The following is a 26,615-nucleotide window of genomic DNA, read 5'->3' as shown; positions in this document are numbered from 1 at the left end:
AGATTAAAAAGTTAGATTACATCCTAAAGAAATTGATCTTGGGATTGGTTGTGCATAGATATTTCCATAAGTTTCAGGGTCAAAGTAACCTTTATAATCAGAGCTGATTACGAATAGGTTTCTACCTTCAATACTAAATCTAACGTTTTCCATAAACAAACTGTTAATAGCTTTTTTAGGCAAAGAATATCCAAAACGAATACTGCTTACACGCATAAAACTCATTTCATGAACCCACGTATCTAAATAGTTGTACATTGGCAATTGATTTCCTCCAGAATACCATTGGTAAGCCATCCATGAATCTCCTGTTCCTGAAGTTTCACTTGTAATTCCAGGTATGTGTGAACCTGTATTAGTAGGTGACCACGCATTAAGCGCATCAGTAGTATAATTTTGACCACGATCTAAAGTTGTACCATTGAAAGTAGGTTTTTCAACGACAGTTTGTTTAATATTGAAAGTGGTAGCAATTGTAAGGTCAAAATTATGAAGTTTAAAAGTGTTCATAAAACCACCCGTAAATTTAGGATCTAAATCTCCTACATAAGTAAACAAATCTCTTGTTTCTGCATCTGTAAGTTTTGATTGAGATAGAACTCCCGGGAAAAAATCTGCATAGGGGTCAAAAAGGGCAAAAAAGGTTTGTGAGTTTACGGTTTCTCCTTTTTTATTTACAAATAAAGGATAACCATTTTCATCAATTCCTGCAGTTTTTAATGCGAATACCGCATTCACCGGAAGTCCTTCTCTAGAAGGTAAATAACTATTTGATCTTGTTTGAATACGATCTACATTACTCTTATTATGAGCAAAATTAATTGTTGTATTCCACTTAAAGTTTGGATGATCAATGTTTCTTGTAGACAAAGAAATTTCATATCCTTTATTAGTTACCTGCGCCCAGTTAGCGTTTGTAAATTCAAATCCGTTTTCCAGAGCAAGTGATTGTAAACCAATTAAATCAGTACTTTTTCTTCCGTAAACATCAGTCACAATGTTGATACGATTCTTGAATAAACCAAGATCCATTCCAATGTTAGTATTAGTAGTTTTTTCCCATCTTAATTTATCATTTGGAGGAGAAGATACTGAAATAACAGGTTCTGTTTGTCCTGGTAAAATAACAGTTGTTTGGTTTGTACCCACTACATACGGAGAAGTATTTTTGTCGATATTTCCTTGTAAACCGTAAGAAGCACGTAATCTTAAATTAGAAATCACATCACTATCTTTTAAGAAATTTTCTTCAGATACTGCCCATGAACCAGATACTGCCCATAATGGTAAGTATTTGTATTTAGGATCTGCACCAAATAAATCTGATCCGTCATAACGAACACTTCCAAAGAAAGTATATTTTCTGTTATAAGTATAAGATGCTGTTGCAAAGAATGATGCAAATGCATTTTCGTTTTCATTCTTTAAATACGTTCTATAGTTTGTATCAGCTGCATAGCTTGGAGTTGGAAAAACAATTTGAGTTGATGTCAATGTTTTTGGGTCATAACCAAAAGCTTTCGTATTAATAGAAGTGCTTTTGTTTTTTCTTAGTTCATTACCAACCATAAATTCTAACTCATGTTTTCCTCCAAGAGTAGTACTATAGTTCACCATAGTTTTCCAGTTGTATTGGAAAAAGTCAGTGTTTGAATTTTGGATAATTCCACCAACAGGAAGGAAAAAATTATAAGCTCCGTTTGCAAATACACTTGTTTTTTCTCTTTCTTTTCTTGTATAGTAAGTGTCTTTACCAGCGTATTTTTCAGAAGAATTGTTATCAAACTGTAAACCAATTTGAGTACTTGCTTTTAAGCCTTTCGTAATATTATAATCAACATCAAGTAATGCTTTTACCGATCTTGTTAGTAGTTCATAACTTGTATTTTCTCTTTCTTCTAAGAAGTTAAAAGGAACATATACAGAACTATTTCCATATCCTTTGATATCTTTATCATAATTATAACTTCCATCAGCATTGAATGGATTCAGGTATGGGTTTACGTTTCTTGAATAATTAGAAGGATTTGTAAAACCATCTGTATCTGAAAGATAACTTGTTTTCTTGCTTTGAGTACCAAAAATTCCAACACCAACATGCAATTTATCAGTTACATCGAAGTTGTTTTTTAAGGTAAGGTTGTATCTGTCAAAACCAGTTCCTACAGTAGCACCCTCTTCATTAAAAGCTCCTAAAGAGAAATAGTAATCAGATCTTTCTCCACCACCGGATAAACTTAATCCGTATTGCGTGTTAAAGGCAGCTTTGTACAATAAATCACCCCAATTGGTATTGCTGTTTCTCAAAGTATTGATTGAGTTTTGTGTTGTTGGACTTAGAGACGAAAAACCTCCCGATCTATAGGCTCCTAATTCATTAGCCTGGTTTAGAATGCGGGAAATTTCCCCAGCCGTGTCTCTGTAAGTCAAATCTTCTCTTGAAGCTAGCGAAAGTTCAAAATCTACTTTTTGAGAAGAATTCATAAGGTTTAATTTAGAAAAATCAGGTTTTTGAGTCACGAAAGTATTAACGTTAAAGTCTACTTTCATGTTTCCTTTTCTTCCTTTTTTAGTCGTTACCACAATAACACCGTTTGCAGCTCTTGCTCCGTAAATAGCAGTTGCAGCAGCATCTTTTAATATGGTAATATCTTTGATATCATCAGGGTTTAAACCTGCGATAGAAAAGTTACTTAATACATCTATATTGTCTTTGTCATAGTTTTGAGGAACATCATTTCCTTCAAGAGGCAAACCATCTAAAACCCATAACGGATCCTGTGCACCATTAAGAGATGCAGTACCACGAATTCTAATTTTTGAGATCGTTCCGGGAGCTCCCGTTTGTTGCGTTACCGCTACACCCGCAACCTGACCAATTAACATTTGATCCAAACTCGCAACACCCGCTTGTTTGATATCTGCCATTTCAACTTGTGCAACAGCCGATGTTAATTTTCTTTTCTCGATTTTTTGGTAACCTGTTACAACGATCTCTTTTAATTCTGCTACGTCAGATTTTAAAGAAATAGTGTAGTTGTTTTGTGATGTAATATCAATAGTATAAGGAAGGTAACCCATATAAGTTACTCTTAAACTTTTCATATTACTGTTGATTTTAAATTCAAATGTACCGTCAAAATCAGTTACGGTTCCAAGGCTTGAACTTTGGATCACACCTTTTTGTTGTGTGTTGTTTGATACGGAACTGTTCTCAAGAAAAACAGTAACTCCCGGAATTGGTAGTCCGTCTTTGGCATCAAGTACTTTTCCTTTAATTGTCCTTTCCTGCGCATACCCGGAAAGGGCAAGAAGGAAACTCAGCATGTAAAATAAATTTTTCATTAGGTTTGTGTTTGGAGATTGGTTAAAATTTTATAATGTGTTGTTTAATGCTCTTTCAATACGTTGAATCAAATCAAAATAATGATTCTTGGTTTCTTGATTTCCAATGCTTCGTTTAGACTTCAATAATTGCAGAATCTGATTTAGTTCCCCTTTTTTATCAGAAGTAACTTCTGTAACTCTTTTTAGAGAAGACTGGTTAATGTTGCGCGCCATTTTTGAATCGTCTAAATAGTCACACAATTGAGGCATATTTAAATTTTCGTTTAACTGAATTCCTTTTTTGGCATCAGTCTTTTCAAAAATTTTGTTTGTCGAAACAATCAATACATCAACATAATTTTTTTGCGTCATACGTTCCAAGATCGTAAGGGACTTATTTTGTATGGTTGGAGCAAAAATGTTTTGACGTAGTGTCTGAAATAATTGCGTAACCGTAAATATATTTTCTTTAGTACCATTACGTTGAAATAACTCGTTTTCAGTCATTCTTAATAAACGATCATCGCTTAACATACTATAGAAAAGACCGTATTGTAATTCTCTTGCCAATGTATAAGGCGTATATTCGTATGGTCCCAGAGGTGAATCTTGCAGCGGATTTGTTTTATCCAAAATCGGATTAAAAAATAACCACTCCGGAATCGCAATCGTGTTTTTCAATAAATAAGCTACAGCTCTTTTTTGTATCGCAGCCGGAACCGGAACATAACTCGCTTTATTATCACCATGAACAGTTGTATTCAAATAAATACCGCCCAAGTTGTTTAATACGTGATAGTTGTATAGATTCCATTGACCAATAGCACCTATATAAAGTTTACCGGTTTCATAATAAGATTCATCTTTATCATAACTCCATTCCAGAATATTGCTAACAACTCTTTTTAAGTTTTTAAGTCCATATTCACTGGCTTTCATAGCATCATCGCCTAAATCTTCAGATTGTGAGCGGGGATCTATAGTACTGTCTCTGTCTTGTTGCTCACCGTAGAAATAAAGAGGATCGTTTTGATGTTTTGCAATCAGATTATTTAATTCCGTATGTTCTTCAGTTTGATCTGCATACCATCTGTAACCCCATTCAATTGCATATTTATCATATTCACCAATTTTTGGCGTAATCGCTTCTACATTATCTTCAGGTTGAGCAATATAATTGTAACGCGCATAATCCATGATCGACGGAGCAGTTCCGCCCATTTTTGCTGTGAAATCTTTGGATCTTAGAGATTCTACCGGATAGGCAAAAGAAGCTCCCATATTATGTTTCAGACCAAAAGTGTGTCCAACTTCGTGAGACGATACAAAACGAATTGCTTCACCCATATGTTCATCGCTAAATTTATTTCCTCTTGCTTTTGGGTCAATTGCTCCGGTTTGAATACGCATCCAGCTTTGTAATGAAGTCATTACATTGTGCCACCAGATAATATCAGATTCGATAATCTCTCCGCTTCTTGGATCTACAACCGCAGGTCCCATAGCATTTGATTTTTGTGACGCTACATAAGTAATAACCGAATAACGTACATCATCAATATCAAAATCAGTATCAGCTTCAGTAGGTTCTTTTGCGATTACAGCATTTTTAAAACCGGCTCTTTCAAAAGCCACTTGCCAATCGCGAACACCTTCTATAATATAAGAGCGCCATTGTTTAGGAGTCGATGGATCTATATAATATATAATTGGTTTCTTAGGTTCTACTAATTCACCTTTTTTGTATTTTTCAATATCTTCTTTTTTAGGCTCTAATCTCCAGCGTGTAATTAGTTCTTTTTCAAGAACTGCATGTTGACTGTCATTAAAGTACCAGTGTTTCTCTGCAAAATATCCAATGCGATTGTCCGCAAAACGTGGTTGCATAGGCACTTTGTCCAATAATATAATATTAGAAGTCACGCCAATCGTCACAGATAGAGCAGGTCCGCCTTCGCTTACAGAAGTGGTAAGTTGTGATTTTACTACGATATTTTTAGGAAACGTTTTCACGCTTTCTATATACGATAAGTCAGATTTTACAGATCCGCCAAAGCCAATATTGCTTAACACATCATTGAAACTTTTTTGTTTTCCGTCAAAAACCTTATTTGCCTTGATGACAACTGATGTCGAATCGTTATTTTTTGTTTCGATATCAAAGACCTCTATAATAGATTCCGAAAAGTTACTATTTACAGAAGCAGTAATCGCGTCGCCAACCGGAGAAGAAACTTTAGGTTCTGATGATTTTACCCAAACTTTTTTAGCGACAAGATCTTTGTGAAAAGTGATGATCTTATTTTCATAATTCATTCCTTTATTTAATCCGGCATCATTAACAGGTAAAGGAACGTTTGAAATTTTATTAACGACTAAAAACTCTCTTTGAAATAAGGAATCATTTATTTCTAAATAAAGATCTGTTTTTACCTGAATAGTATTGAACAATCCTTTTTTGAAAGTTCCTTGTTTTATAAGATCATTATATTTTTTTCCTTTGGAAGATTTAACCGAATCTTTAACCTCTTCTGTTTTGTCCTCTTTGTTCTTTTTATTCTTTTTTTGAGAAACCATCGTTCCGGTACTAAATAATAGTGCCATTACTAAGATAGTTTTTAGGGTTCTCAACAATGCCTTTTTCCCCATTTAAAGTTAATTTTAGGTTAATTTTATGATAAAAATATAATGTCGGCTTTGTTAAAAAAAACAAAAAGGAGTGAGTGGCTTTTTTTTGGGAGTGAATGTTTTTTTCTAACCAATTAAAGGTAAAATGCAAGTAAAATCTCCGTCTTTTTTGAAGGTTTTAAAATCCTTTTTAGCATAGTAATTGTAGATACTTTCTAAGTATTTGTGACCAAATTTAGATGCTTTCCCGAAGTTTTGCTTTTCGTTTAAGTTATTGGTAATGATGACAACATTTTCTTTAATATCAATGGTTATTTTCAAAGGATTTTCATCAGAAGCGATATTATGCTTTATAGCATTTTCTACCGCAATCTGAAAAGCCAGGTAAGGTACTTTTTTAGCCAGAATGCTTTCGTCTTCAATGGTAATCGTAAATACAAATTCTGATGTAAATCTGGTTTGTTGCAGAAATATATATTTTTCGATAAAAAGCAATTCTTCCTGAACCGTCACAATATTATTAATGGGCGGATTAATAAGGTATCTGTAAATCTTAGAAAGATTCAAAGTAAATTTCCGCGCCACGCCAGTATTACTTTCAATAAGCATATAAAGCGAATTCAAAGAATTGAATAAAAAGTGCGGATTAATCTGCTCCTTTAATTGTTGTAACTGAATTAATGCTTTCTCTTTATTAATCTTTTCATTTTCCAGAAGAAGTTTATTTTTTTCCTGAGACAAAATTTCTTTTTCCTTAAAATTTTGGCGTGTGAAAATGGTAAACAAATAAAAGAACACAATTAAAATAGCAGTCGTAATAATGTAAATTAACGAAGCATACTTTTTTACAGCATCTACATCTTCAGTTGAAACATTTTTAGGAAAGTTGACACACAAATACCAATTCGTACCTTTTATATTCAATCGTTTTGTGTATCGCACAATGTCCACGCCCAAATATTCCGAAGGTGCAATTTTGCTGCTAAAGTCATTTTTATCCTTAAAAGTGGTATCGCGGGCTGTTATATTTATTACTTTAAAAATATTCTTTTTAAGTAATTTTACTTCAGGATGAAAAATAATCGTTCCCTTTTTGTCAAAGACAAAAGCATAGTTTTGCGCCCCCTGATCAATCGTCGCAAAATAAGTGTGAAGTGATTTCAGATCAATATCATAACCATATCGAATTACGGTACCATTTTTAGCAACATATTTATAATAGATACGCCAGAAAAAATTTTCACGATCTTCAACGATACTATTTGCCTCCTTTAGATTTCCGTTTTTAGAAACAAAATATTTTATAGCAGATTTTAAGTCCTCTTTGCTTTTAGAAGCAGTAAATTCTATCTTTTGATTATTAATCTGGAACCAATTGTTTTTGACAAGACTGTCGTTGTTATGAATTGCACTTAAAACTTTTAAATTATCCGATAAGTTTTGGGCAGTACTTATCTCTGCAACATTTTTTAATTCGTTTTGAGTTTCAAGAAACCGTGCGAATTCCTTCGCCATAACTTCATGTTTTGCCTGAAGACCACGATGTTGAATTGACGTATTTGATTTTTCGGTAATCTGGGTCATTAAGCCACTTAATATATAAATAGAAAGAAGCGTAAGAACAACGAAGATGATTCCTAAAATGAAGAAGTTCCTGCCGGAAAAAGTATTTTTAAAAGTAAATTTCAAAGATTTGTATTAATATATAAGAGCGCTTTTAAGTCCTTATAAAAATGTGGTATTATTGTTTTTTTCGCGTGCAAATATAAAACTTTTTGACTGATACCTATTTAGTTATAGAAAGTTAACAGCAATTTCGGGGATTGGTTTAGTAAAAATCTTGTTAAGGGAGAAACGAGATTAGAAAATGAAGTAAAAAAATATTTTTTACACATAGTTTGTCATCCTGACGGAGGAAGGATGACAAGATTGTGTTTAATCTCTGGATGATATTCATTTTTGCGTTCACTTTGCGATGGACGGATTGAAATCCATCCCTACAATATTTGCTGAACCTTCGGTTCTTTTTAAAAGTTCCAGAGGAACGATTTATTTTGTAGGGATGGATTTCAATCCATTCTTCGCAATCAAATTCCATAATCAAATTCGCCAATCTTTGTAGAGTTTCGTGTGTGATCCTTCCTCCGTCAGGATGACAAAATTGTGTTTAATTTGTGGTTTGAAATTCATTTTTGCTATTACTTCGCGATGGACGGATTGATCCTGAAGCTTCGGGACATCCCTACAATATTTGTCAAACCTTCGGTTTTTTTAAGATCGAGTTTAACAACGAAACTCAACAGGTTTTTTTAAACTTGTCGGGTATTGCGGATTCCAAGTTCGCATTGAACTTGAAACCTGAAACTTTAAACCTGAAACAAAAATTCCTAGTTGAGATTAATAACCTGCGGTCCGAATTCTTCGTAAAAAATATTCTTCTGATTTACATTTAAATCAATAAGAGATTGATATTGTTTTTTGATAAAAATTTCCGGTCCACAGATGTAGAATTTTGCATCTTCTAATAAAATTGCTTCTTTGCATTTAGTAAGATCAACGCGGCCTTCAATAATTTGGTCCGATTGATTATTAGTACTTTCTAATGAATCATAAAAAGTAAAAGTTTCAAGCCATTTCACTTCTTCTTTTAAAGAAGCAATCTGATCTTTAAAAGCATGAACCGATTCATTTCTGCAACCGTGAACCCAAACCGTTTTTTTATTCTGAATCGAATTAACATTTGTTTCCAGCATACTCAACATCGGCGTTAAGCCAACACCTCCGCTAATTAAGACCAACGGATTTTCAGAATCTTTTTCTAAGTGAAATAATCCCGCCGGAGCCGAAATTGAAATTATATCGCCTTCTGATTTTGAATGAAGCGTATTTGAAACTAACCCTGCAGGATTTGAAGCAACTCCCATTTCTTTCTTTACAGAAATCCTATAATATTCCGGATTAAAAGCACTTGATAAACTATATTGTCTTGGCTGCATAAAACCTAATTCGGGAACAAAAACATGAACACTAATATATTGACCGGATTGGAAATCTGTAATGGGTTGCCCGTCTTCCGGATAAAGATAAAAGGATTTGATTTCGCTGGATTCGTCGGTTATTTTTTTTATTATAAAATTTCTCCAGCCATTCCAACTTCCAGGTTTTGCGGCATTTTCTTTGTAAAGTTCTTTTTCAAGATCAATCATAATTTGAGCAAGTTGATTGTAAGCAATCGTCCACGCTTCGAGAATTTCCGGAGTTGCAGCTTCGCCAACAACTTCTCCAATTGAAGCGATCAATTGGGTTCCAACAATTTTATATTGTTCCTGCTGGATATTCAAACTTCTGTGTTTGGTTCCAATTCCTTTCAGAACATTAATTAGTACACTTGGGTCTTCTATATTTTCGGCGTAAGCCAAAACAGCATTCGCCAAAGCCGATTTTTGTTTTCCGTTAGCTTGATTTCCCATATTGAATATGTTTTTCAATTCAGGATGATGCGTAAACATTCGGGTGTAGAAATAGGAGGTAAGATCTTCGCCGTTTGATCTCAAAATAGGAATTGTAGCCTTAATCAGTTCTTTTTGATATTGATTCATTTTTGAATATTTGAATTTGGAATTAAATTTTAATGTACCATAAATCCGTTCAGAATTTATATTTACAAATTTAACTCCATCATAAAGCTCTATTTTATGATTGAAATCATAAGAGTCAAATTAAAAAACGGTCACATCTTGTAGATGAATATGTAATGCAATTATTTTAAACACATAGAAACATAGATTTTATACTCTTATTTGAAATGTGTATAAGGCTTGTGTAAATTTTACCGCAAAATCCGCAAAGTTTTTTTGCCAAACAAGATTTTATAAAAACGCAAAGTTCACAAAGCTTTGTGTTTAAACTTTGCGAACTTTCCGTAACCTTTGCGTGTTTTGCGTTTAAATCATAAAGAGTTTCTATTCTCATTTCAAACCTGAAACCTGAAACCTGAAACTTGAAACCTGAATACAAAAAACAATTAACCAATTTGAAGATGTTCCAACGTTTTTCCGACCAAAGTTTTTGTTCCAACAGGTTTGAAACCTAGTTTTAGGTATAATTTTTTAGCATTCGGATTTTCTTCTTCGACCAGTAAACCTAAAGTCTGATTGTTTTTGGTGACAAATTCTTCAATCAAAAAATGCAGTAATTTTGAACCAATACCTTTTCCCTGATGGTTAGGATTTACGCCCAAAGAATCAATGTAGAATTCTCCGCTTTGAGTTTCATTTTCCGGATTAAAATCCGGATTAAAGTTTGCTCTAACGTATTCAATAATCGGCAACCTCAACACGATTAAATCAGCTCCATTGTAAATATTTACAACACCAATAATCTCCTTGTTTTCTTCGGCAACAAAACAATTTTGATAGGAGTATTGATTATTTTCTTTTTCTATAAAATATAATAGAAAGTTTCTTGCACTATCATAATCTTTCTTTCCAATAAATTTATAGATAATGTCTTCCATTGCCAATAACAAACAAGGTGCAATAAATTCTGAATCGGTTTGAATGGCTTTTCTAATAATCATCATCTGTATTTTTTATGAATTACAAAATTACGCCAACTTTTAGAGTTGGATCTTATTTTGATTCTTAATTAACATAATGTTTGAAATAGAGATATATCTGAAATGGCTATTAAATAAATCTCACGCAAAGACGCAAAATCGCAAAGGTTCTGTCATTTCGACGGAGGAGAAATCACACGCGTAACTCTACAAAGATTGGAGATTAAGCGGGCGGAATTTCTATTGTGATTTCTCCTCTGTCGAAATGACAATATTGTGGTTACACATTGGGTATTTGATAGATTAATTTTAAACGTCGTGTAAAAGAATTCGATTGGAACTAATAATTTTTTAAGGTTTAATGATCAGAAATTATAATACCCGGTTTTACCTTATTTGATTTGTTCATTACAAATAATAATAGCGGCAACGTGATTACAAAAAACAATCCAACAATTACAAAAGCATCCCTGTAACTCAACAATGAAGATTGTCTTATAATGACGTTTTCCATCAATTTCAGGGCTTTTATTTTGGCTTCATTATAAGCGAAACCTTTGTGCTGAAAGTAGTTTATATACGCATTAATTCGATCCATTGCTTTTACATTATCTGGCGTAACATTTGAAATTAATACATTTCGATGATCCGCAAAGCGATGTGCGATATAGGTGTTTATAATCGATACACCAAAAGAACCGCCCAGTTGACGCATCATATTGTTTAGTGCTGCACCCTGACCAACATCTTTGTCTTTGAGTGAAGAAACTGCAAGCATCGTGAGCGGAACCGTAAGCAAAGCCAATCCAAGCGCTCGAAAAATAAGCGCCGTAGAAACTTCGGCCGCGCTGGTATTTAAAGTTATGCCTGACATTCGCCAATTAAAATAAATAAAGAGTACAAATCCTAAGGCAATGATTAAAACTGGAGATACGCCTTTTTGTAATAATGTACCACATATTTTTAGGGCTAGTAATGCCATTAAAGCGCCGGGAAGTAACAATAAACCAGTCTGAAAAGGCGAGAAATTCAAAAGTCGCTGTACAACAACGGGACTTAAATAAATAGAAATAAACATTCCAAAACCGGTTACAAAAGTCAGGATTGCAGCTATAATCAGGGATTTACTTTTAAGCACCCGAAGATTTACCACGGGTTTATCTACCTTTAATTCCCAATAAATAAAAAAGCACAAAGTACTTATCGCGATAACGGTTAAAACAATAATGTATCTGGTTTCGAACCAATCTTCGACTTCGCCTCTTTCGAGAACGGTTTGAAGGGAACCAATTCCTATTGCAAGAAGTGCAATTCCTGTCCAGTCTACTTTTGCTTTTTCTGGTTTTACAGGAGGTTCTCTTAATAGAAAGTAACAAGAAATAGCAACCAGAATTCCGATTGGGATATTGATTAAAAAGATCCACGGCCAATCGTAGTTTTCGGTAATATAACCGCCAAGAGTTGGACCAATTGTTGGACCTATAAAAATTCCTGCTCCAAATAAAGCTCCCGCGGTTGATTGTTTTTCTTTTGGAAAAAGTTCAAATACAACAACCTGAGATATGGACAATAGTGCGCCTCCGCCAATTCCTTGTAAAAATCTAAAAAAGACCAACATCCAAATAGAAGAAGAATGTCCGCACATGAAAGAACAAAATGTAAAAAGTATCACAGAACCAATGTAGTAATTTCGCCTTCCGAGATTGGCACTTAAGAAACTTGTAATCGGAATAATAATAACATTGGCGATTGCATAAGCCGTAATTACCCAAGAAGTATCTTCGAGAGTTGCACCCAGATTTCCGCTCATATGATAAAGTGCTACATTGACAATTGAAATATCAATTAGTTCCATAATCGCGGCGAGGATCACGGTGAAAATGAGTAGTTTTCGTTGGAAGGGTGTCATAAGTATAAATTATACCAATCGGTATATTTTTGATTAAAAAATAACACGAATTGCACTAATTGTCACTAATTCGTCTATGAAATTAATTTCACAAACAATGTTAACCTATTAAAATTTGTGCAATTTTGTGTTCAAAATTGATCTACAATAGTCGTGTTCACACCGTAGCTGCTTTACTGAGGAGTTTGCTTAAGAGTTTCTTTTAGAAAGTTCCGTCTTAAGTAGATTTGTAGAAGCTTTTGCGATTACTCTTGTTTGATCTTCGTTCCAAATTTCGCATTGTGCATTTACGAGTTGTTTTCCTTTTTTGGTAACCGATGTTTTGGCGAAAATGATGTCTCCAACTTTTGCTGGAGCGAAATAATCAACAACAAGATTTATCGTGATATAGAAACTATCTTCATTATAAGAAAACATTGTTGCGCCAATGCAATCGTCTGCAATTGCTGCTGTGACTCCGCCGTGAAGGGTTTTTATTGGATTTGTCATCTCTTCTCTGACCAGATATTTAAAAGTTACACTTCCTTCTTCGGCAGCAATAACAACAGGTTTCATCCAAAGCATAAAAGGTGAAGGCGATGCGGTAAATTCTCTGTCAATGTGGTTTTGCAGTTCTTGTAATCTCGAAATTGTTTCCATTTTTGGTTTGATTTTAATTTATTATACCAATCGGTATATTTTATGGTAAAAAAATACTTGTTGTTTTATTCCAAGTCTTCGATGACTTTATTTACTGAAAGCATTACGGTCGATAGATCTTCTAAATTTCCTGTTATTTTTGAGATCATTACACCGCCTTCAATAAGTGCAATTATTGTTAATGCCGTTCTTTCCGGATTTATATCTTTCGCTTTAAACTCGCCTGCAAGAATGCCTTGTTCTATGAATTGTATTATTCTTTTTTTCCAGAAAAGAATAATTTGTTCTACGTTTTTTCTAAGAATCGGGTGCGTATCGTCAGCTTCTGTGGCGGTATTTAAGATTGGGCATCCACCTTTTGTCACTCTAAGATCCAGATAGTTAGAGTAGAGTCGGGGATAAACCAGTAGTTTGTCTTTGAAGGTATTTTGTTTGTCAATTTCCTGTCCAAATGCATCTTGCAATTTCTTCACATTATACTTAAATGCGGCAAGGGCAACCTCATCTTTATTTTCAAAATTGCCATAAATACTGCCTTTTGTCAGTCCGGTAGCTTCGGTAATATCACTCATAGACGTGCCATTATATCCTTTCATATTAAAAAGAGGAGCGGTCTGTTCGATAATAAATTGCTTGGTTCTTTCGGCTTTACTCATGATATTCAAAATATAATACTGCAAATATATACCAATCGGTATAATTATTTTTATTTTTTGGAATTATTTTATACACATATCCGAGAAAATCAATGTATCATTAAGTTAAAAGCTATACTGATATGACGAATAAATCTCTTGCAAAGGCACAAAATAGCAGCGTTTAATCTCATTTTCTTTTTGGCTGTTAAGATATGCATTGAATTTCGCTAAGAGTCTTTCACGCAGATTTAAAAAGATTTAAGCAGATATATACAGATTATAATTATAATAAATCTGCAACATCTGCGTGAAACTAAATCTTTTTAATCTGTAAAATCTGTGGTAAAAAAAACATCAATTTATTTGGCTACCGATGAGATGTTCCGATGGAACAGTTATTTCTGAGTGAATTAAAATTGGCAAGCTGATTTACGGAGTTTCTATAAAACAAGTCCGCCAGTTCCATAATTGAAACTGGCGGACAAAAAAAATAAAAAATAAACACTGTCTTTGTTAGAACGAATATCTAACCCCCAATTGTCCCTGAAATCTTGACGCTAACTGATCTACAGTATAAGGCGCTGATGCTGGTTTTTGGAAAGTATATGTTGGATCACCAGTGGCAACACCTCCAAGGTTTCCTGATTTTGTTAAACCAAGGCTCGCTGTTGAATTGTATGTATTTGGAACAAAGTAGCTTCTTCCCCAATCTTTGTTGATAAGGTTACCAACGTTTGCCATGCTGAATGAGATTTGGAATGTACCTACTTTTGTAACTTTGATTTCATCCATTAATTTCAAATCTGCCTGAATATTCCACGGTGTTGTATCACCGTTTCTTTGGGTAAAAGTTCCTCTTCTGCTTTTTAAATAATCATTTCCGTTAACAAATGCTTCGTAATCTGCTACTTGTTGTGCTGCTGTAGCCGACGTAACTCCTGTTGAACTTACGCCGATATATTTAGCTGCTTCTGTTGCATCTTTAAAGATATAAGCCAATCCTGCTGCTTGTCCGGTTCCTGCAATTGTTGAGTTTACAAATCCCCAAGAGAACGGGTTTCCTGATTGTGCATTAAAATATACATTGGCAGAGAAAGTATTGTTATCAGCCAATTTTACTGCATATCCAACATTCGAAACGATTCTGTGTTTGATATTAAAGTTTGAAGTTGCCAATTGAGGATCATTTGGTGTCAATGATTGGTTCATTTGGAAGTTACTTTCCATAGAGTTACGAATTCCGTTTGTAACATCGCGAGAATCTCCGTAAGTATAAGCAACCATAAAGTTAAGACCAAAATCATATGTTTTTGAAACCATTTCTGTAATGCTATATCTGTACCCTTTGCTTGTGTTTGACAATAAGTAAGCATTTGAAAAAGCCGGGTTGATATTTGCCGCATAAATTGGCATTTGGTGATTGGTATCGTAAGAGAAATAAGTTGGATTGTCTAACTTATTTACTTGTTGAAATTCAAGATCACGAATTACTTTTGTGTAGATACCTTCGGTCGTAAATTTATATCCGTCAATAATTTTATCGATCGCCAATGAGTTTCTTAAAACTGATGGCATTTTGAATTTGTTGTCTACTAAATCTGCCTGAACTTTTGGCGTTGCATCGTGATATCCGTTTAATCCGTTTGCTGCCAATGGATCTCCCGCTGCCGCAACCTGAGCCGGAGTTAAGTTGTTTTTGTCATAACTTCCATAACCTACACCGTCATTATAGTAAGCATATCCTAACCATGCAAAAGGAATACGTCCTGTAAATACTCCTGAACCTCCTCTAATAACCAATGTTTTGTCTTCGTCAACATTATAAGTAAATCCTATTCTTGGAGACACTAAAGCAGTGCTGAAGAAATTGTTGTTGATTTGGCTTAATGGCGTATAATTATATGTTGTACCGTAGTTTGGATCTGCCGGAGAATTTTGAACTTGCGGGCTTAATTTAGGTTTGTTTGGCAAGTCCGTATAATCAACTCTTACACCTGGAGTAACTTTCAATTTACTGCCAATTCTGATCTCATCCTGTGCATAAACACTATATAAGTTTACTTTGAATTTAGCATACGGATTATTGAAAATTTCATCTCTTGTAGAACCATCAAATGGATAAGTTCCACGAACACGAGAAGGAAGTTTGTTGTAGAAATCATCTAGTGATTTGTATGAAACTCTTCCGTTAAGCGCATTTACAAATCCGTAATTGATGTCGTAAAACTCGTTGTGAGTACCAAATAAGAAGGTATGATTTCCTGTTTTATACGTAAGATTATCTGTGATTTCGGCTGTATTTTGTTTCATATTAAATACAGTTGCTTCACGATCATTTCCTAAGAAAATTGTTCCTCCTTTGTAACCAATTTCTGTTTGAGGAAACATGATATTGCTTGATTTTGGATCACGATAATCTTTAATTGCCGAGTAACTTGCAATAAAGGAGTTTGACCATTGACTGTTGAAATGACTTTTTAATTCTAAAACTGTACTAATAGATTGGTTTTTTTGTGTAAAATCCATGCTTGAAAATCTGAAGTTTGCCGCATCACGCTCTAAGTTTGAAGCTTCAGAAATTACTGTATTGTTTCTTAACGAAAGAGAGTGTTTGTCGCTAATTTTCCAATCTAATTTATTGAAGAATTTTTGACTTTTCGCAAAGTTATTGTAGGCACCATAACTTCCTGTGTCAAATCCGTAGTTTGTTTTTACGAAATTCGAAATCTGTTCTGCAGTAGCATTATCAACTAATGAAGTCAGTTTTCCGGCAGAATTGGTTTGTCCTGCATTATAAAATAATGGATCCGTTCTTTCAGCATATTCCATATTGGTAAAGAAGAAAAGTTTATCCTTAATAATTGGCAAACCTAATCTGAAACCAACTTGATAATCACCAAAAGAGCTTGGCATTTTTGAACCGTCACCTGCATTATTTGGACCTGTAATTGCGGCACTTCTGCCATAACTGTAAATAGATCCGCTTACTGTGTTTGTACCGCTGCGAGTAACTGCATTTACACTTCCTCCAAGAAAATTTCCTAGTTTAATATCATAAGGAGCGATATAAACCTGAATATCCTGAATCGCATCTAAGCTGATAGAATTTGATCGTGTACTGCTTCCAGGCATTCCGGAAGTTCCGGATTGACCACCCAATGATGGGCTGAAACCAATTGCATCATTATTTATAGAACCGTCAATAGTGACGTTATTGTATCTGAAATTTGTTCCTGCAAAAGAGTTGTTAGAACTCTGTGGAACCAGTTTTGTAACATCCTGAATTCCTCTGTTTATTAACGGAAGACCGTTTACTTGTCTTTCGCTAATATTGGTTCCGTTATTTTTTGATGACGGTTTAGAACTCGTAATTACAACTTCTTCCAATACATTGTTATCTGCTTTATTCACCACAATTGTTGGCAAATCATTGTCACCAAGTGCTAAAAATATTTGTGCATTAGAATAATCTTTGGTAGCTGAACTTTTAATTTCCAGTTCATAAGGACCGCCGGCATTTAAATTTTCGAAACTAAATCTACCTTGTTTATCAGTTGTACCTCTGTAAACAGCGTTGGTAGGTAAATGTGTTAATGTAACCTCAGCTTCAGTAAGTGGGCTGGTTCCATCGTTAACCTTTGCGGATAATGATGAGGTTGTAATTTGAGCAAAAATGTTTCCCATAACAAGAAGCATAAATGCCGAAAAAAAGAGTTTTAGTTTTGTCATGTTGTTTTTAGTTTTTATTTGACAAAGAAACCCAGTTTGTTTCGATAAGATTTAATGCTTTTGTTAACTTAAAATGATAAAAATATTCATTGTTAACGCAAAATTATGAACGTGTTATTTCTGTTTAAAGGAGTTAGGTCTTTAAAATCAATCGTTTATACAAATTGCTAAAAATAAGTAGATTAGGTTTGTATTTGAAGTAGATTAGAAAAAGATTAGAGTGTTATGTAAATGTTACCGATTGTAAAAAACGGATATCATTGAATAGTACTTTCGTACCGAAAAATGCATTGTAAAAAATATTTTTGCGGTTAGAATCGCAATTTTGTCATTTCGACCGAAGGGAGAAATCACATTATCCATAAGCTTCGGGACGCAATCAAAATCGCCACTCTTTGTCGAATCGCGAGTGTGATTTCTCCCTTCGGTCGAAATGACAAAGGAGACAGCTTTATGCTTTTATTATAGTTCCTTAAATTCTAGGATTCAAACCTTATCTTTCTATGTGTTGAATTTTTTCTCGCAGATTGAGCAGATTTGGCAGATTTTTTTTGCCCAATTTAGATTACGCAAATTTAAAATTAGATCCGCTCAATCTGCTCAATCTGCGAGAAAGAAAAAAAATCTAATTTTCAGGCTTTCAACTTTTGTCAAAGTTAGTCTGCGCATTTTTGTCATCCCGAGGCACGAGGGATCTCCGCAAGATACGCCGCAATCAAAATCGCCAATCTTTGTCGAGCTACTTACGGAGATCCCTCGTGCCTCGGGATGACAATAATTGTGGTTACTTTGTGGGAGTTGAAATTAATTATACCCAACAATTATTTAAGGAAACACCAAAGAAATCGAAGTTCCTTTTTCTAATTCAGAATCTACTATTACGTTAATATTATGGAGTTTTAGAATTTGTATCGTTATAAAAAGTCCTAATCCCTGACCTTGAATATGTCTTGTATTATCGCTTCTAAAAAAGAGATCAAAAATAGACTCTTTATCATTTTCTGAAATTCCCGGTCCTTTATCTGTAATTTTTAGCTGAAGTTTTCCTTCTTTCGAAAAAGCAAATACTTCAACTTGTTCTGGAGAAGAAAACTTAATGGCGTTGTCGAGAATATTATACAATGCAATAAAAATCATGTGTTTATTGCCATGAATGGAAAGTAAATCTTCATCATCAGCAATAGCATCAAAATTAACCGAAACTTTAGACTCAGGATATTCTATGGCTTTCTTTTCGAGAACATTCCATAATATTTCATCAATTCTGACCGTTTCCATTTGCTGTGGTTCCGAAAGTTCGAGTCCGGATAATACCAAAAGACTATCCAAAGTAGATTTTAAATGTAACGTGTCTTTTTTGAGTGATTTTAAAATTTGCTCGTATTGCTCATTTGTTCTTGGCTGTTGCAACGAAACATCAATATCGCCAATAATAATCGTAAGCGGCGTCTTTAATTCATGTGAAGCATTTTTCAAAAAGTTGTTTTGTATCATTATTCCGCTTTCCAATCTCTCTAAGAGATAATTAAAAGTGGTAATAAGTTCTTTAATTTCGTCTTTTCCGCTTGTTTGAGGAACTTCTAATCTCGAATGAAGATTTTCGGTCGTTATGGTATTTACTTTTGCTATAACGCGCTCAAAAGGCAGAAAAGTTTGTTTGGCTAAAAATGTTCCCAAAAGATAATTTATCGGAATTCCGGCGAGATAAAAAAGAATAAACATAATGCCCAAAATCTCCAATTGTCTATTTCCGGCGCTGTCAATTCCAGAAACTATAATGATGAAATCACCCTGATTGTCTTTATAAAATAAACCTACAAATTGTCTGCCATTGAGTTTAAAATGTGCTATTTTTTCTTTTTTAATCAGATTCAAATATTGATCATTTAACTCAATATTAATATTATCGTGCACAAAAAGCTTTTTTGTTTTGGCATCATAAACCCTTATCGATTCGTTATTTATCCGATTGTATTGTATTTCGATTTGATGATAACGCGCGCTGTTAATCTCTTTGATTTCGTCTTTTTCAAAATAAAAAAGAGCCGTTGTCATCGCATGATCTTCCAAATTATCATAATAAAGATCTTTCATATGAGTTCTAAACAACAGGAAAGAACCCGCCATTACAAGTCCAACCGTAAAGGCAAAAAGCAAACTGGAATTAACCGCCAGTTTGTTTTTAAGATTCATGATTTTTTTGTTTCAGCATATATCCTGTTCCTTTTATGGTATGAATTAATGGCGTGGCGAAGTTTTTGTCGACTTTATTTCGAAGATAATTGATGTAGACATCTACAGTATTAGAATTCATGTCAAGATCAAGATTCCAAACTGCCTGAGCAATGGCAATTCGCGATAAAGCAGTTTCTCTGTTTTTCATAAAAAATATTAAAAGCTTAAGTTCTCTCGAAGATAAGTTGAGCTCTTTTCCGTCTCTCGTGGCGCTTTGTTCTTTCATATTAATCTCAATTCCGGCATAAGATTGAAAGTCTAATATTCCTGTACTAAATTCGGCACGACGAAGCTGAGCGTTTATTCTCGCCAGAAGTTCTTCAAACAAAAAGGGCTTTGCCAGATAATCATCGGCACCGGATTGCAGTCCTTTTACTTTTTCATGTGGCGTATCTAATGCACTCAAAATAAGTATTGGAACAATTATTTTCCTGTTTCGTAAAACTTCACAAACCTCAAATCCGGTAATGTCCGGAAGCATGATATCGAGAATAATAATATCGAAATCATTTTCCATGACTTCATTGATAGCATCATAACCTTTGGAAACCGTTTTGACCTGATAGAGATTTTCTTCGAGTCCTCTCGAAATAAAGGAAGCCACTCTGGGATCGTCTTCAACTAATAATACTCTATTCATAACCGAATATAATTGGGATGTTCAATATCATTTTTAAAATAATTCGTTGTGTATATTTATCTTTAACACATAGAAATATAGATTTATAGAAGTCTTGGGAGAAGTTGTGGCAAAACGGAACCTCTCCATTCAAAGAGCATTTTAAACCAGGTATTCTTTTTCTTTATAATCATTTGGAAAAATGAAATTCGATGTTATAAAAGTAATTAAAAAAGCCGTCAGATTGTAGCAATAAGAAGGCTTTTGAGATATTTTTTCTAGGTGGATAAAGTCAAACCTTTAGCTTTAAAATTACTGTAAAGCATTTGTCTGGCACTGCTTATTGTTTCTTCGGTACGGTAAATACTGCACCAGAATTTTACTTGTAATTTGAATTTTCCATCGGCAATAGCTGTATAATAAATCTGTGGAGCCTTAGTATTATTCACTAACTCCATACTTTCCAGAGATTCTAATATTAGCGTATTAATTTCTTCGGGCATAATTTCGCCGCTGACTTCAATGGCAATTTCTACCAATTTAAAATTGTCTGTATAAGTCCAGTTGGTAATGTTTTGTGACAATAAATTACCATTCGGAATAATAATTTCTGCACCATTTGCAGAGTTAATTTTAGTGGTTCGCAATCCCATCGATTTTACACGACCAGAGTCAGAACTTATATTGATAACGTCTCCAATTTGTATCGGTTTATCGAAAATTAAAATAATTCCCGAAACGAAATTATTAACCACACTCTGCAATCCAAGTCCAACACCAACTCCTAATGCTCCTAATAAAATACTTAGTTTGTCTAATGGCATTCCGGACGCTGCAACGGCAAGAAGATATCCACTAATTAGTACAACCAATCGTGTGATAAGCAGTTTTGAATGTTGCCTTTTATTGATGTTTTCTTCGTTTTCGTCATCAACTTCTCCAAAGAAGTAAGCGACATAATTTTGTAATAAATGCGCGAGCCAAATGATGATAAAAAACAATACAATGTTTCCTAAAGTAAAAGTGATGCTTCCAATCGTATTTGGGTGACTTAACAGCGAGATTAAACTGGCACGCAACGATTCCCAAATGTTCAAATTGGCTGCGATTACAACAATCCACATATAACTAATAACGATGATAAAAGGTTTTTTCAGCGTATCTGATAATGTTTCATAATCAAAAATCTTTTCGATATCGCGCTTAATTCTTGTGGTGTAAATCTGTAAAAGAATAATTTCCAACACTATTATCAAAAGTACGCTTAAGGCAACAATCTGGGTAATAGATATAAAAGCGGTAAGACTTAACATATTGGCCAATGAAACTCTTCCGAAAATATTATTAAGGATCGCCAGAACATTCAGACCAATAAAAATGATTGTAGCCCATTTGAAGAATCCCTTAATATAAAGCTGATCTTTTATCGTTTTGATCTGAACTAAACCGTAACGAATTCCCAGAATATTGATTGCGATAAAGGCACAACGCTGTATAAAACCAACTGCAATAAATAAATCTAAGAAACACAGCACAAAGAATAAGACTAAAAGAAGTACCCAATTGCGCATTGAATTTTTTGACCAGCTATTCTTGAAAAGAAAAGTAATAAGTCCCAGGAGTACCAACTGAATTAGTTCGATAAACATCGCAGGAGCATACAAATTGCTCACAACGGCAATGTTTAAACCAATGACAGCAACGGGAATTATAACACCTCGATTTAAATATTTAAAATTAAATTGAGAAAGATTCTCTGCGTGTCCGTTATTTTTAAGGTATTTTAAATTGCGTGAAATGTACCAACCCAATAAACTCATTAACAAAACCAAAGAAATTAATCCGCCGGCTCTGTAACTCAGGTAATATGCGGCTACATTTTCTTCTATAATGATTTTGGCTTTAATGTTTTTGCCTACGATTTTTTTAGCCGTAGAATCGCTTGTGCTCCATAAAGCAGGATATTCTTTTTTCAGCATGCTGATTCCGGATTGCTCCAACTTACTTTCGACAGTAATTAAAGCATTCGAAACGGCAATTTTTCTTTCTACGGTCAGCTTTTTATTTTTGTTTAGAATGCCCTGATTTTTGGTCATTAAACTGTCCGTGCTTAGGTATCTGTTTTTAAGATTGGCAAATTCTTTTTTAAATTGGTTACGTCGAATCGTATCTTTCAAAAGTCCCATTAGGGTTTTATCCTTGCGTAAATCGATAACTCGTCCCTTGATTTTTTCGAGAGCCAAATTGCGCGAATTGATTGCCGTATTTTGTTCGTTAAGTTCCTGTTCGATTTCTTTCAGGACAATACGATACATTTGTTGGTTGCGGATATTAGGATTTGCACCTTTTAAACTCGCAAGAATAAGATCAAGTTTGTTTTGCGTTCTTTTGATTTCGCCAAATAAGTGATGACTGTTTCCGTCAAATTCAGTGTCATTGTGAGCCGATTCCAGTACTTCTCCGGCTTTTTCGATCGCCATTAAATAATCACTATCGGTAGCACTTTCCTGAAATAGTGAAGATTTGGTTTCAGCTTTTGGAGGAGCAGTTTGCGAGTAGGCAAGTGGTGTATAAAATAAGACTGCTAATAAGGCAAGTAAACAAATTGAATATCTTTTCTGAATCATAATTTAGGGCATAAATTTAAGATTCAAAAGTAAGTATTTTTGCCACAGATTAAAAGGATTAAAAAGATTTTAACGTGTGCGTAAATTACTTTTGCTACTCACGATGGCTATCTCAATAAAAAGATTCAGACAGATTTTTTTTAGATACCTATATACTTGAGTGTACCAACTAGCAACACCTTAAAAATATAGGTTTTTGTTTTTAGTATATATTCAATCTCAAAAATACTCAAAAATAGCGTTTACCTCGCGTTTTCATCAAAAATCCAGCTCGAAATGAGCTGGATTTTTCGTTTTAGATCATTTTCAAAACCATAACAAATAATTTTAAACACCATAAAACCAGTTCGTTACGAACTAGTTTTATGCTTTTTCAAAACTGAATTCATTTTCTGGACAATGTTGTTTGATTTCAAATACTAACTTTAAAATCTTAACGATGCAAAATTTCATTTCCGCTGTACATCAGCAAGTAACAAATTGTCTGAAAAACTTTTTCAATCTGATTAAGTTAAATTGGAAAACTATCCTTTTTAATCAAATTCCTCACGCAATACTGTCTATTATTCTTGAGCATTTGATAAGTCTAATTTTCTAATTGTTTTTTGAAAACCACCTATTGACGTAGGTGGTTTTCATTTATAAGAAATTAAACAACCTTCTTGAGTTAACAAGCAGATTTGCAAAGAACTACAATCGAAAACTGTTAACAACTTGTAGTACAAGTTGTACACGTTTAATCAATATTTATTAATTTTAATAAAACTTAAATGACCCATATAATTGATAATGAATTAGATAATGCAACGGTTTTTAAATCTATGATGCATATGATTGACGAATTAAATACCGAAACTGCATGTCGAGAATTTTTAGAAAAACTTAGATGGCAACACGAACCGATTTGCCCTCATTGTGGAAGCAAAAACGAATATCACTACAAACTAAAAGCCAGAGGAGTATTCAAAGGGCTTTATAAATGTAAAGATTGCAGATCGAGGTTTACTGTAAGAGTCGGAACAATGTTTGAAAGCTCACATATTTCATTACGTAAATGGTTCATGGCTATTTACATATTCACTTCACATAAGAAAGGAATTAGTAGTTTACAATTACATCGTGATTTAGAGGTTACTCAAAAAACTGCTTGGTACATGTTAAGTAGAATTCGTAATGCTATGAAAGATACAATTGCCATTCCATTTGAAGGACTTGTTCAGATTGATGAAACTTATGTTGGAGGTAAGAACAAAAGCAGAAAGAAAAGAGTAAAGAATACTCAAGGTCGAAGCCTTAAAACGAAAGTTCCTGTATTTGGGATGATTTGTAATGGTATAGTTTATACGAAAGTTGTAAAGAATACTAAAGGAAAAACATTACAACCTATCATACGAGCAATGGTTAAAGAAGGTTCCACTGTTGTTACCGATGGTTGGCTAGCTTACAATGGTCTTTCTAAAGATTATAAACATCGAGTTATCAAGCACAACAAAGGTGTTTATAAAATGGGACCATATCATACTAATAGTATCGAAGGATTTTGGAGTCAATTGAAACGAGGTATCATAGGTATTTATCACGTAACAAGCCCAAAACATCTACATAGATACTGTGACGAATTTTCATATCGATATAATACACGTAAGATGTCAGATGGTGAAAGATTTAATTTATCATTATTAAATGCTAACGAGAGATTAATGTATAGGGATTTAGTAGCATAGATCATGAGCTACTGAAACTACTGAAAACGAGGTATCAAGAATTCTTGAATTCTTATATGATGAATTATCTTTGTCAAGTAGATATTTACAATCAAATTCCTTCACCATTACAGGGGGAGATTGTTTAATTATACATACTTATATAATATTAAAACAATATACCATGAAAACCCTTTCAGATCACATTCAGGAAAGTTTCGCACCTATTAAAGAAGATCAAGAAACAGTTGTAGAGAATCTAAATGACAACAAGGAAGAAGTTGTTGAATCTGTAGAAAAAGAAGAACCGTCTGAATAGAGAGTGTTTAATAATCGAACATAATAGTATAACTGCTTAACAAATAGTTTTATTTACTATATTGTTTTTATAAATTTGTAAAATATTTTAAGAACAAATGTTTGCTATCAATTTGTCTTAAATGTAAGAATTAGACTAGGTATTATTACTCAGTTATAATTGCATTTTGGAATTTACATAAAATTATTTTTTGAAAAATTAGGGCGATATCAAATTTATGCTATATTTGATCAATATTATTCTTAATAAAAACAAAAGAGCTATATAATTGTAGTTTGAATTAATACCTTTGCAAATAATTTGAGTTTCTTAAAAGAAAAATCTAATTTCAATTTAGATGCCGCCAAAATACTGATCGATGAACATAGTTGCTATGCACCAAGTGTACATTGTTCATACTATGCTGTTTTTCAATACATTTCAACTACATTAAATCGTTTAGGAGAAACATATGAAGAAATTTCTTCGACAATTAATAACTCGAGAGGACAACGAAATCAGTTAAATTCTCATGATTACCCAATAAAACTTATGGTTAATAAGGTAACTGAAAAATCTGATACTTATTACGGAAATACTGTAAAAAATAAAATAAAAGAATTAAAGACCTTTAGGAAAATTGCAGATTATGATAATGTTCAAGTTACTATTGACGACAGTAATAAAGCTTTAAGTCTAGGAATTGAAATTGTGAGTCTAATAAAAAAGAAACTATCATGAAAGAGTCTATCATCTTTTTAAAAGAAAAATTAGTTGAATTATACAGTGAACATTCACACCTAGAAATTAGGTATGAATACAAAAGTATAATTAATACTCATGTTGTAGAAGTTAAACCTGTTCATTGTTTTAATTCTGATCGACCATATATTCTTAAACAGATAGAAGTTGAAGATGTTTTCGAAAATACATTTTTTGGTGAGGACATTGTATTTATAACCGATGATTCTTTAATAAAGGTTAATAATCCTATTTTAAGTTTAGGTGTTAGTACTATAAATGTTGATCTTTCGGAGTTTGAACAACAAAAAGTATCATTTGTTGTCGCACAACCTTGTTTAACGTATGATGCATATATAATACCTCAGGATTTCGATGTCTTTATTGCACCTCCTGATAATAAAAATGATATATCAAACATTAAAGACTCTGGAGTTAAACTAGAGTCTTTTTTATTTTAAATAATTTCTACAATGATAAAAGCAGAGCAAACAATAGCATTTAGGTTTAAAGATTTTAGAATTTCTAAATTTTCGTATGAGGAAACTGAAAAGGAAAATAGTGAATTAGAAATGGGATTTCATCCGTCAGGAAGATATAATGAAAATTCTGGATTATATGAGTTATTTTTTACGTTTACAGCAACTGAAAAAGATGCAAATAAAAAAGTTATTAAAGTAAAATCCGTTTCAGAATTTTTATTTGATCAACCGTATAAATTTGAAGATATTCCATCATATTTCTTCACTAATTCAATTCCTATTATCTTTCCATATATGCGATCGTTTATTAGCACATTAACACTTCAAGCTAATGCAAATGTTTTAATGCTAGGCTTAATAAAATTTGCAAATGTATCAGAGCCGCTAAAAGAAAACACAGAAGTTATAAATAGCTAATGTGATAAAAATGAAAATCCAGTTTAAAATGAAAAAACTGTCCCAAAAAGTTAGACATCATTTTG

Annotated in this window: 17 protein-coding genes; 5 read left to right on the top strand and 12 right to left on the bottom strand. The window is 33.4% G+C overall.

Features of this window, described 5'->3' with window-relative positions:
* Window positions 1-3 precede the first annotated feature (3 nt).
* The 12 genes from EAH81_RS06755 to EAH81_RS06700 form a co-directional block, all read right to left on the bottom strand.
* Complete coding sequence (locus EAH81_RS06755) at window positions 4-3,345, bottom strand: SusC/RagA family TonB-linked outer membrane protein (protein ID WP_140505180.1); 3,342 nt, start codon at window positions 3,343-3,345, stop codon at window positions 4-6.
* Window positions 3,346-3,375: 30 nt separating this feature from the next.
* Window positions 3,376-5,976: a zinc-dependent metalloprotease gene (locus EAH81_RS06750; RefSeq protein WP_140505178.1), complete on the bottom strand. Its 2,601-nt coding sequence runs from the start codon at window positions 5,974-5,976 to the stop codon at window positions 3,376-3,378.
* Between the two features lie 105 nt (window positions 5,977-6,081).
* Window positions 6,082-7,539, bottom strand: coding sequence for a histidine kinase (locus tag EAH81_RS06745; RefSeq protein WP_241676528.1), 1,458 nt, complete (start codon window positions 7,537-7,539; stop codon window positions 6,082-6,084).
* Window positions 7,540-8,342: 803 nt separating this feature from the next.
* Window positions 8,343-9,554: an NO-inducible flavohemoprotein gene (hmpA, locus tag EAH81_RS06740; RefSeq protein WP_140505174.1), complete on the bottom strand. Its 1,212-nt coding sequence runs from the start codon at window positions 9,552-9,554 to the stop codon at window positions 8,343-8,345.
* A 425-nt stretch (window positions 9,555-9,979) separates the two neighbouring features.
* Window positions 9,980-10,537 (bottom strand): GNAT family N-acetyltransferase, encoded by a 558-nt coding sequence (locus EAH81_RS06735; RefSeq protein ID WP_317130490.1) that lies wholly within the window; start codon window positions 10,535-10,537, stop codon window positions 9,980-9,982.
* Between the two features lie 334 nt (window positions 10,538-10,871).
* Window positions 10,872-12,422 carry a DHA2 family efflux MFS transporter permease subunit gene (locus EAH81_RS06730; protein ID WP_140505172.1) on the bottom strand — a complete coding sequence of 517 codons (1,551 nt, stop codon included), beginning with the start codon at window positions 12,420-12,422 and terminating at the stop codon, window positions 10,872-10,874.
* Window positions 12,423-12,611: 189 nt separating this feature from the next.
* Window positions 12,612-13,061, bottom strand: a complete 450-nt coding sequence (locus EAH81_RS06725) for a PaaI family thioesterase (RefSeq protein WP_241676527.1) — start codon at window positions 13,059-13,061, stop codon at window positions 12,612-12,614.
* Window positions 13,062-13,126: 65 nt separating this feature from the next.
* Complete coding sequence (locus EAH81_RS06720) at window positions 13,127-13,717, bottom strand: TetR/AcrR family transcriptional regulator (protein ID WP_140505169.1); 591 nt, start codon at window positions 13,715-13,717, stop codon at window positions 13,127-13,129.
* Between the two features lie 495 nt (window positions 13,718-14,212).
* A complete protein-coding gene (locus EAH81_RS06715) occupies window positions 14,213-17,428 on the bottom strand; it encodes a TonB-dependent receptor (RefSeq protein WP_140505166.1) in 3,216 nt (1,071 codons plus the stop codon).
* Window positions 17,429-18,253: 825 nt separating this feature from the next.
* On the bottom strand, window positions 18,254-19,621 hold the full coding sequence (locus tag EAH81_RS06710; RefSeq protein WP_140505164.1) for a sensor histidine kinase: 1,368 nt from the start codon (window positions 19,619-19,621) through the stop codon (window positions 18,254-18,256).
* Window positions 19,611-20,303: a response regulator transcription factor gene (locus tag EAH81_RS06705; RefSeq protein WP_140505162.1), complete on the bottom strand. Its 693-nt coding sequence runs from the start codon at window positions 20,301-20,303 to the stop codon at window positions 19,611-19,613. Before EAH81_RS06705 ends, EAH81_RS06710 begins: the two co-directional genes overlap by 11 nt.
* Window positions 20,304-20,560: 257 nt before the next feature.
* Window positions 20,561-22,909: a mechanosensitive ion channel family protein gene (locus EAH81_RS06700; RefSeq protein WP_140505160.1), complete on the bottom strand. Its 2,349-nt coding sequence runs from the start codon at window positions 22,907-22,909 to the stop codon at window positions 20,561-20,563.
* Between the two features lie 770 nt (window positions 22,910-23,679).
* Between EAH81_RS06700 and EAH81_RS06695 the strand changes: the two genes are divergently transcribed.
* The 5 genes from EAH81_RS06695 to EAH81_RS06680 all read left to right on the top strand — a co-directional run bounded on the left by EAH81_RS06695 (window position 23,680) and on the right by EAH81_RS06680 (window position 26,550).
* Window positions 23,680-24,633, top strand: a complete 954-nt coding sequence (locus tag EAH81_RS06695; RefSeq protein WP_140505157.1) for an IS1595 family transposase — start codon at window positions 23,680-23,682, stop codon at window positions 24,631-24,633.
* A gap of 163 nt (window positions 24,634-24,796) precedes the next feature.
* A complete protein-coding gene (locus tag EAH81_RS28015) occupies window positions 24,797-24,931 on the top strand; it encodes a hypothetical protein (protein ID WP_262711756.1) in 135 nt (44 codons plus the stop codon).
* 300 nt (window positions 24,932-25,231) lie between these two features.
* A complete protein-coding gene (locus EAH81_RS06690; RefSeq protein WP_161595791.1) occupies window positions 25,232-25,651 on the top strand; it encodes a HEPN domain-containing protein in 420 nt (139 codons plus the stop codon).
* Window positions 25,648-26,112 (top strand): hypothetical protein, encoded by a 465-nt coding sequence (locus tag EAH81_RS06685; RefSeq protein ID WP_140505152.1) that lies wholly within the window; start codon window positions 25,648-25,650, stop codon window positions 26,110-26,112. The genes EAH81_RS06690 and EAH81_RS06685 overlap by 4 nt, the downstream gene beginning before the upstream one ends.
* A gap of 12 nt (window positions 26,113-26,124) precedes the next feature.
* Window positions 26,125-26,550, top strand: a complete 426-nt coding sequence (locus EAH81_RS06680) for a protein-export chaperone SecB (protein WP_140505149.1) — start codon at window positions 26,125-26,127, stop codon at window positions 26,548-26,550.
* Window positions 26,551-26,615: the final 65 nt, after the last annotated feature.

The organism is Flavobacterium pectinovorum (assembly GCF_006438875.1).
In the GTDB taxonomy this organism is placed as follows: Bacteria; Bacteroidota; Bacteroidia; order Flavobacteriales; family Flavobacteriaceae; genus Flavobacterium; species Flavobacterium pectinovorum_A.
Note: the sequence above shows the minus strand (reverse complement) of the source record. Positions and strands in the feature narration are given on the sequence as shown.

Excerpts from the sequence above, each read along its gene's own strand:
- EAH81_RS06745 (WP_241676528.1), bottom strand. The coding sequence starts at position 7,539 with ATGACCCAGATTACCGAAAAATCAAATACGTCAATTCAACATCGTGGT.
- hmpA (WP_140505174.1), bottom strand. The coding sequence starts at position 9,554 with ATGAATCAATATCAAAAAGAACTGATTAAGGCTACAATTCCTATTTTG.
- EAH81_RS06720 (WP_140505169.1), bottom strand. The coding sequence starts at position 13,717 with ATGAGTAAAGCCGAAAGAACCAAGCAATTTATTATCGAACAGACCGCT.
- EAH81_RS06750 (WP_140505178.1), bottom strand. The coding sequence starts at position 5,976 with ATGGGGAAAAAGGCATTGTTGAGAACCCTAAAAACTATCTTAGTAATG.
- EAH81_RS06715 (WP_140505166.1), bottom strand. The coding sequence starts at position 17,428 with ATGACAAAACTAAAACTCTTTTTTTCGGCATTTATGCTTCTTGTTATG.
- EAH81_RS06735 (WP_317130490.1), bottom strand. The coding sequence starts at position 10,537 with ATGATGATTATTAGAAAAGCCATTCAAACCGATTCAGAATTTATTGCA.
- EAH81_RS06705 (WP_140505162.1), bottom strand. The coding sequence starts at position 20,303 with ATGAATAGAGTATTATTAGTTGAAGACGATCCCAGAGTGGCTTCCTTT.
- EAH81_RS28015 (WP_262711756.1), top strand. The coding sequence starts at position 24,797 with ATGAAAACCCTTTCAGATCACATTCAGGAAAGTTTCGCACCTATTAAA.
- EAH81_RS06755 (WP_140505180.1), bottom strand. The coding sequence starts at position 3,345 with ATGAAAAATTTATTTTACATGCTGAGTTTCCTTCTTGCCCTTTCCGGG.
- EAH81_RS06730 (WP_140505172.1), bottom strand. The coding sequence starts at position 12,422 with ATGACACCCTTCCAACGAAAACTACTCATTTTCACCGTGATCCTCGCC.
- EAH81_RS06680 (WP_140505149.1), top strand. The coding sequence starts at position 26,125 with ATGATAAAAGCAGAGCAAACAATAGCATTTAGGTTTAAAGATTTTAGA.
- EAH81_RS06700 (WP_140505160.1), bottom strand. The coding sequence starts at position 22,909 with ATGATTCAGAAAAGATATTCAATTTGTTTACTTGCCTTATTAGCAGTC.
- EAH81_RS06695 (WP_140505157.1), top strand. The coding sequence starts at position 23,680 with ATGACCCATATAATTGATAATGAATTAGATAATGCAACGGTTTTTAAA.
- EAH81_RS06710 (WP_140505164.1), bottom strand. The coding sequence starts at position 19,621 with ATGAATCTTAAAAACAAACTGGCGGTTAATTCCAGTTTGCTTTTTGCC.
- EAH81_RS06725 (WP_241676527.1), bottom strand. The coding sequence starts at position 13,061 with ATGGAAACAATTTCGAGATTACAAGAACTGCAAAACCACATTGACAGA.
- EAH81_RS06685 (WP_140505152.1), top strand. The coding sequence starts at position 25,648 with ATGAAAGAGTCTATCATCTTTTTAAAAGAAAAATTAGTTGAATTATAC.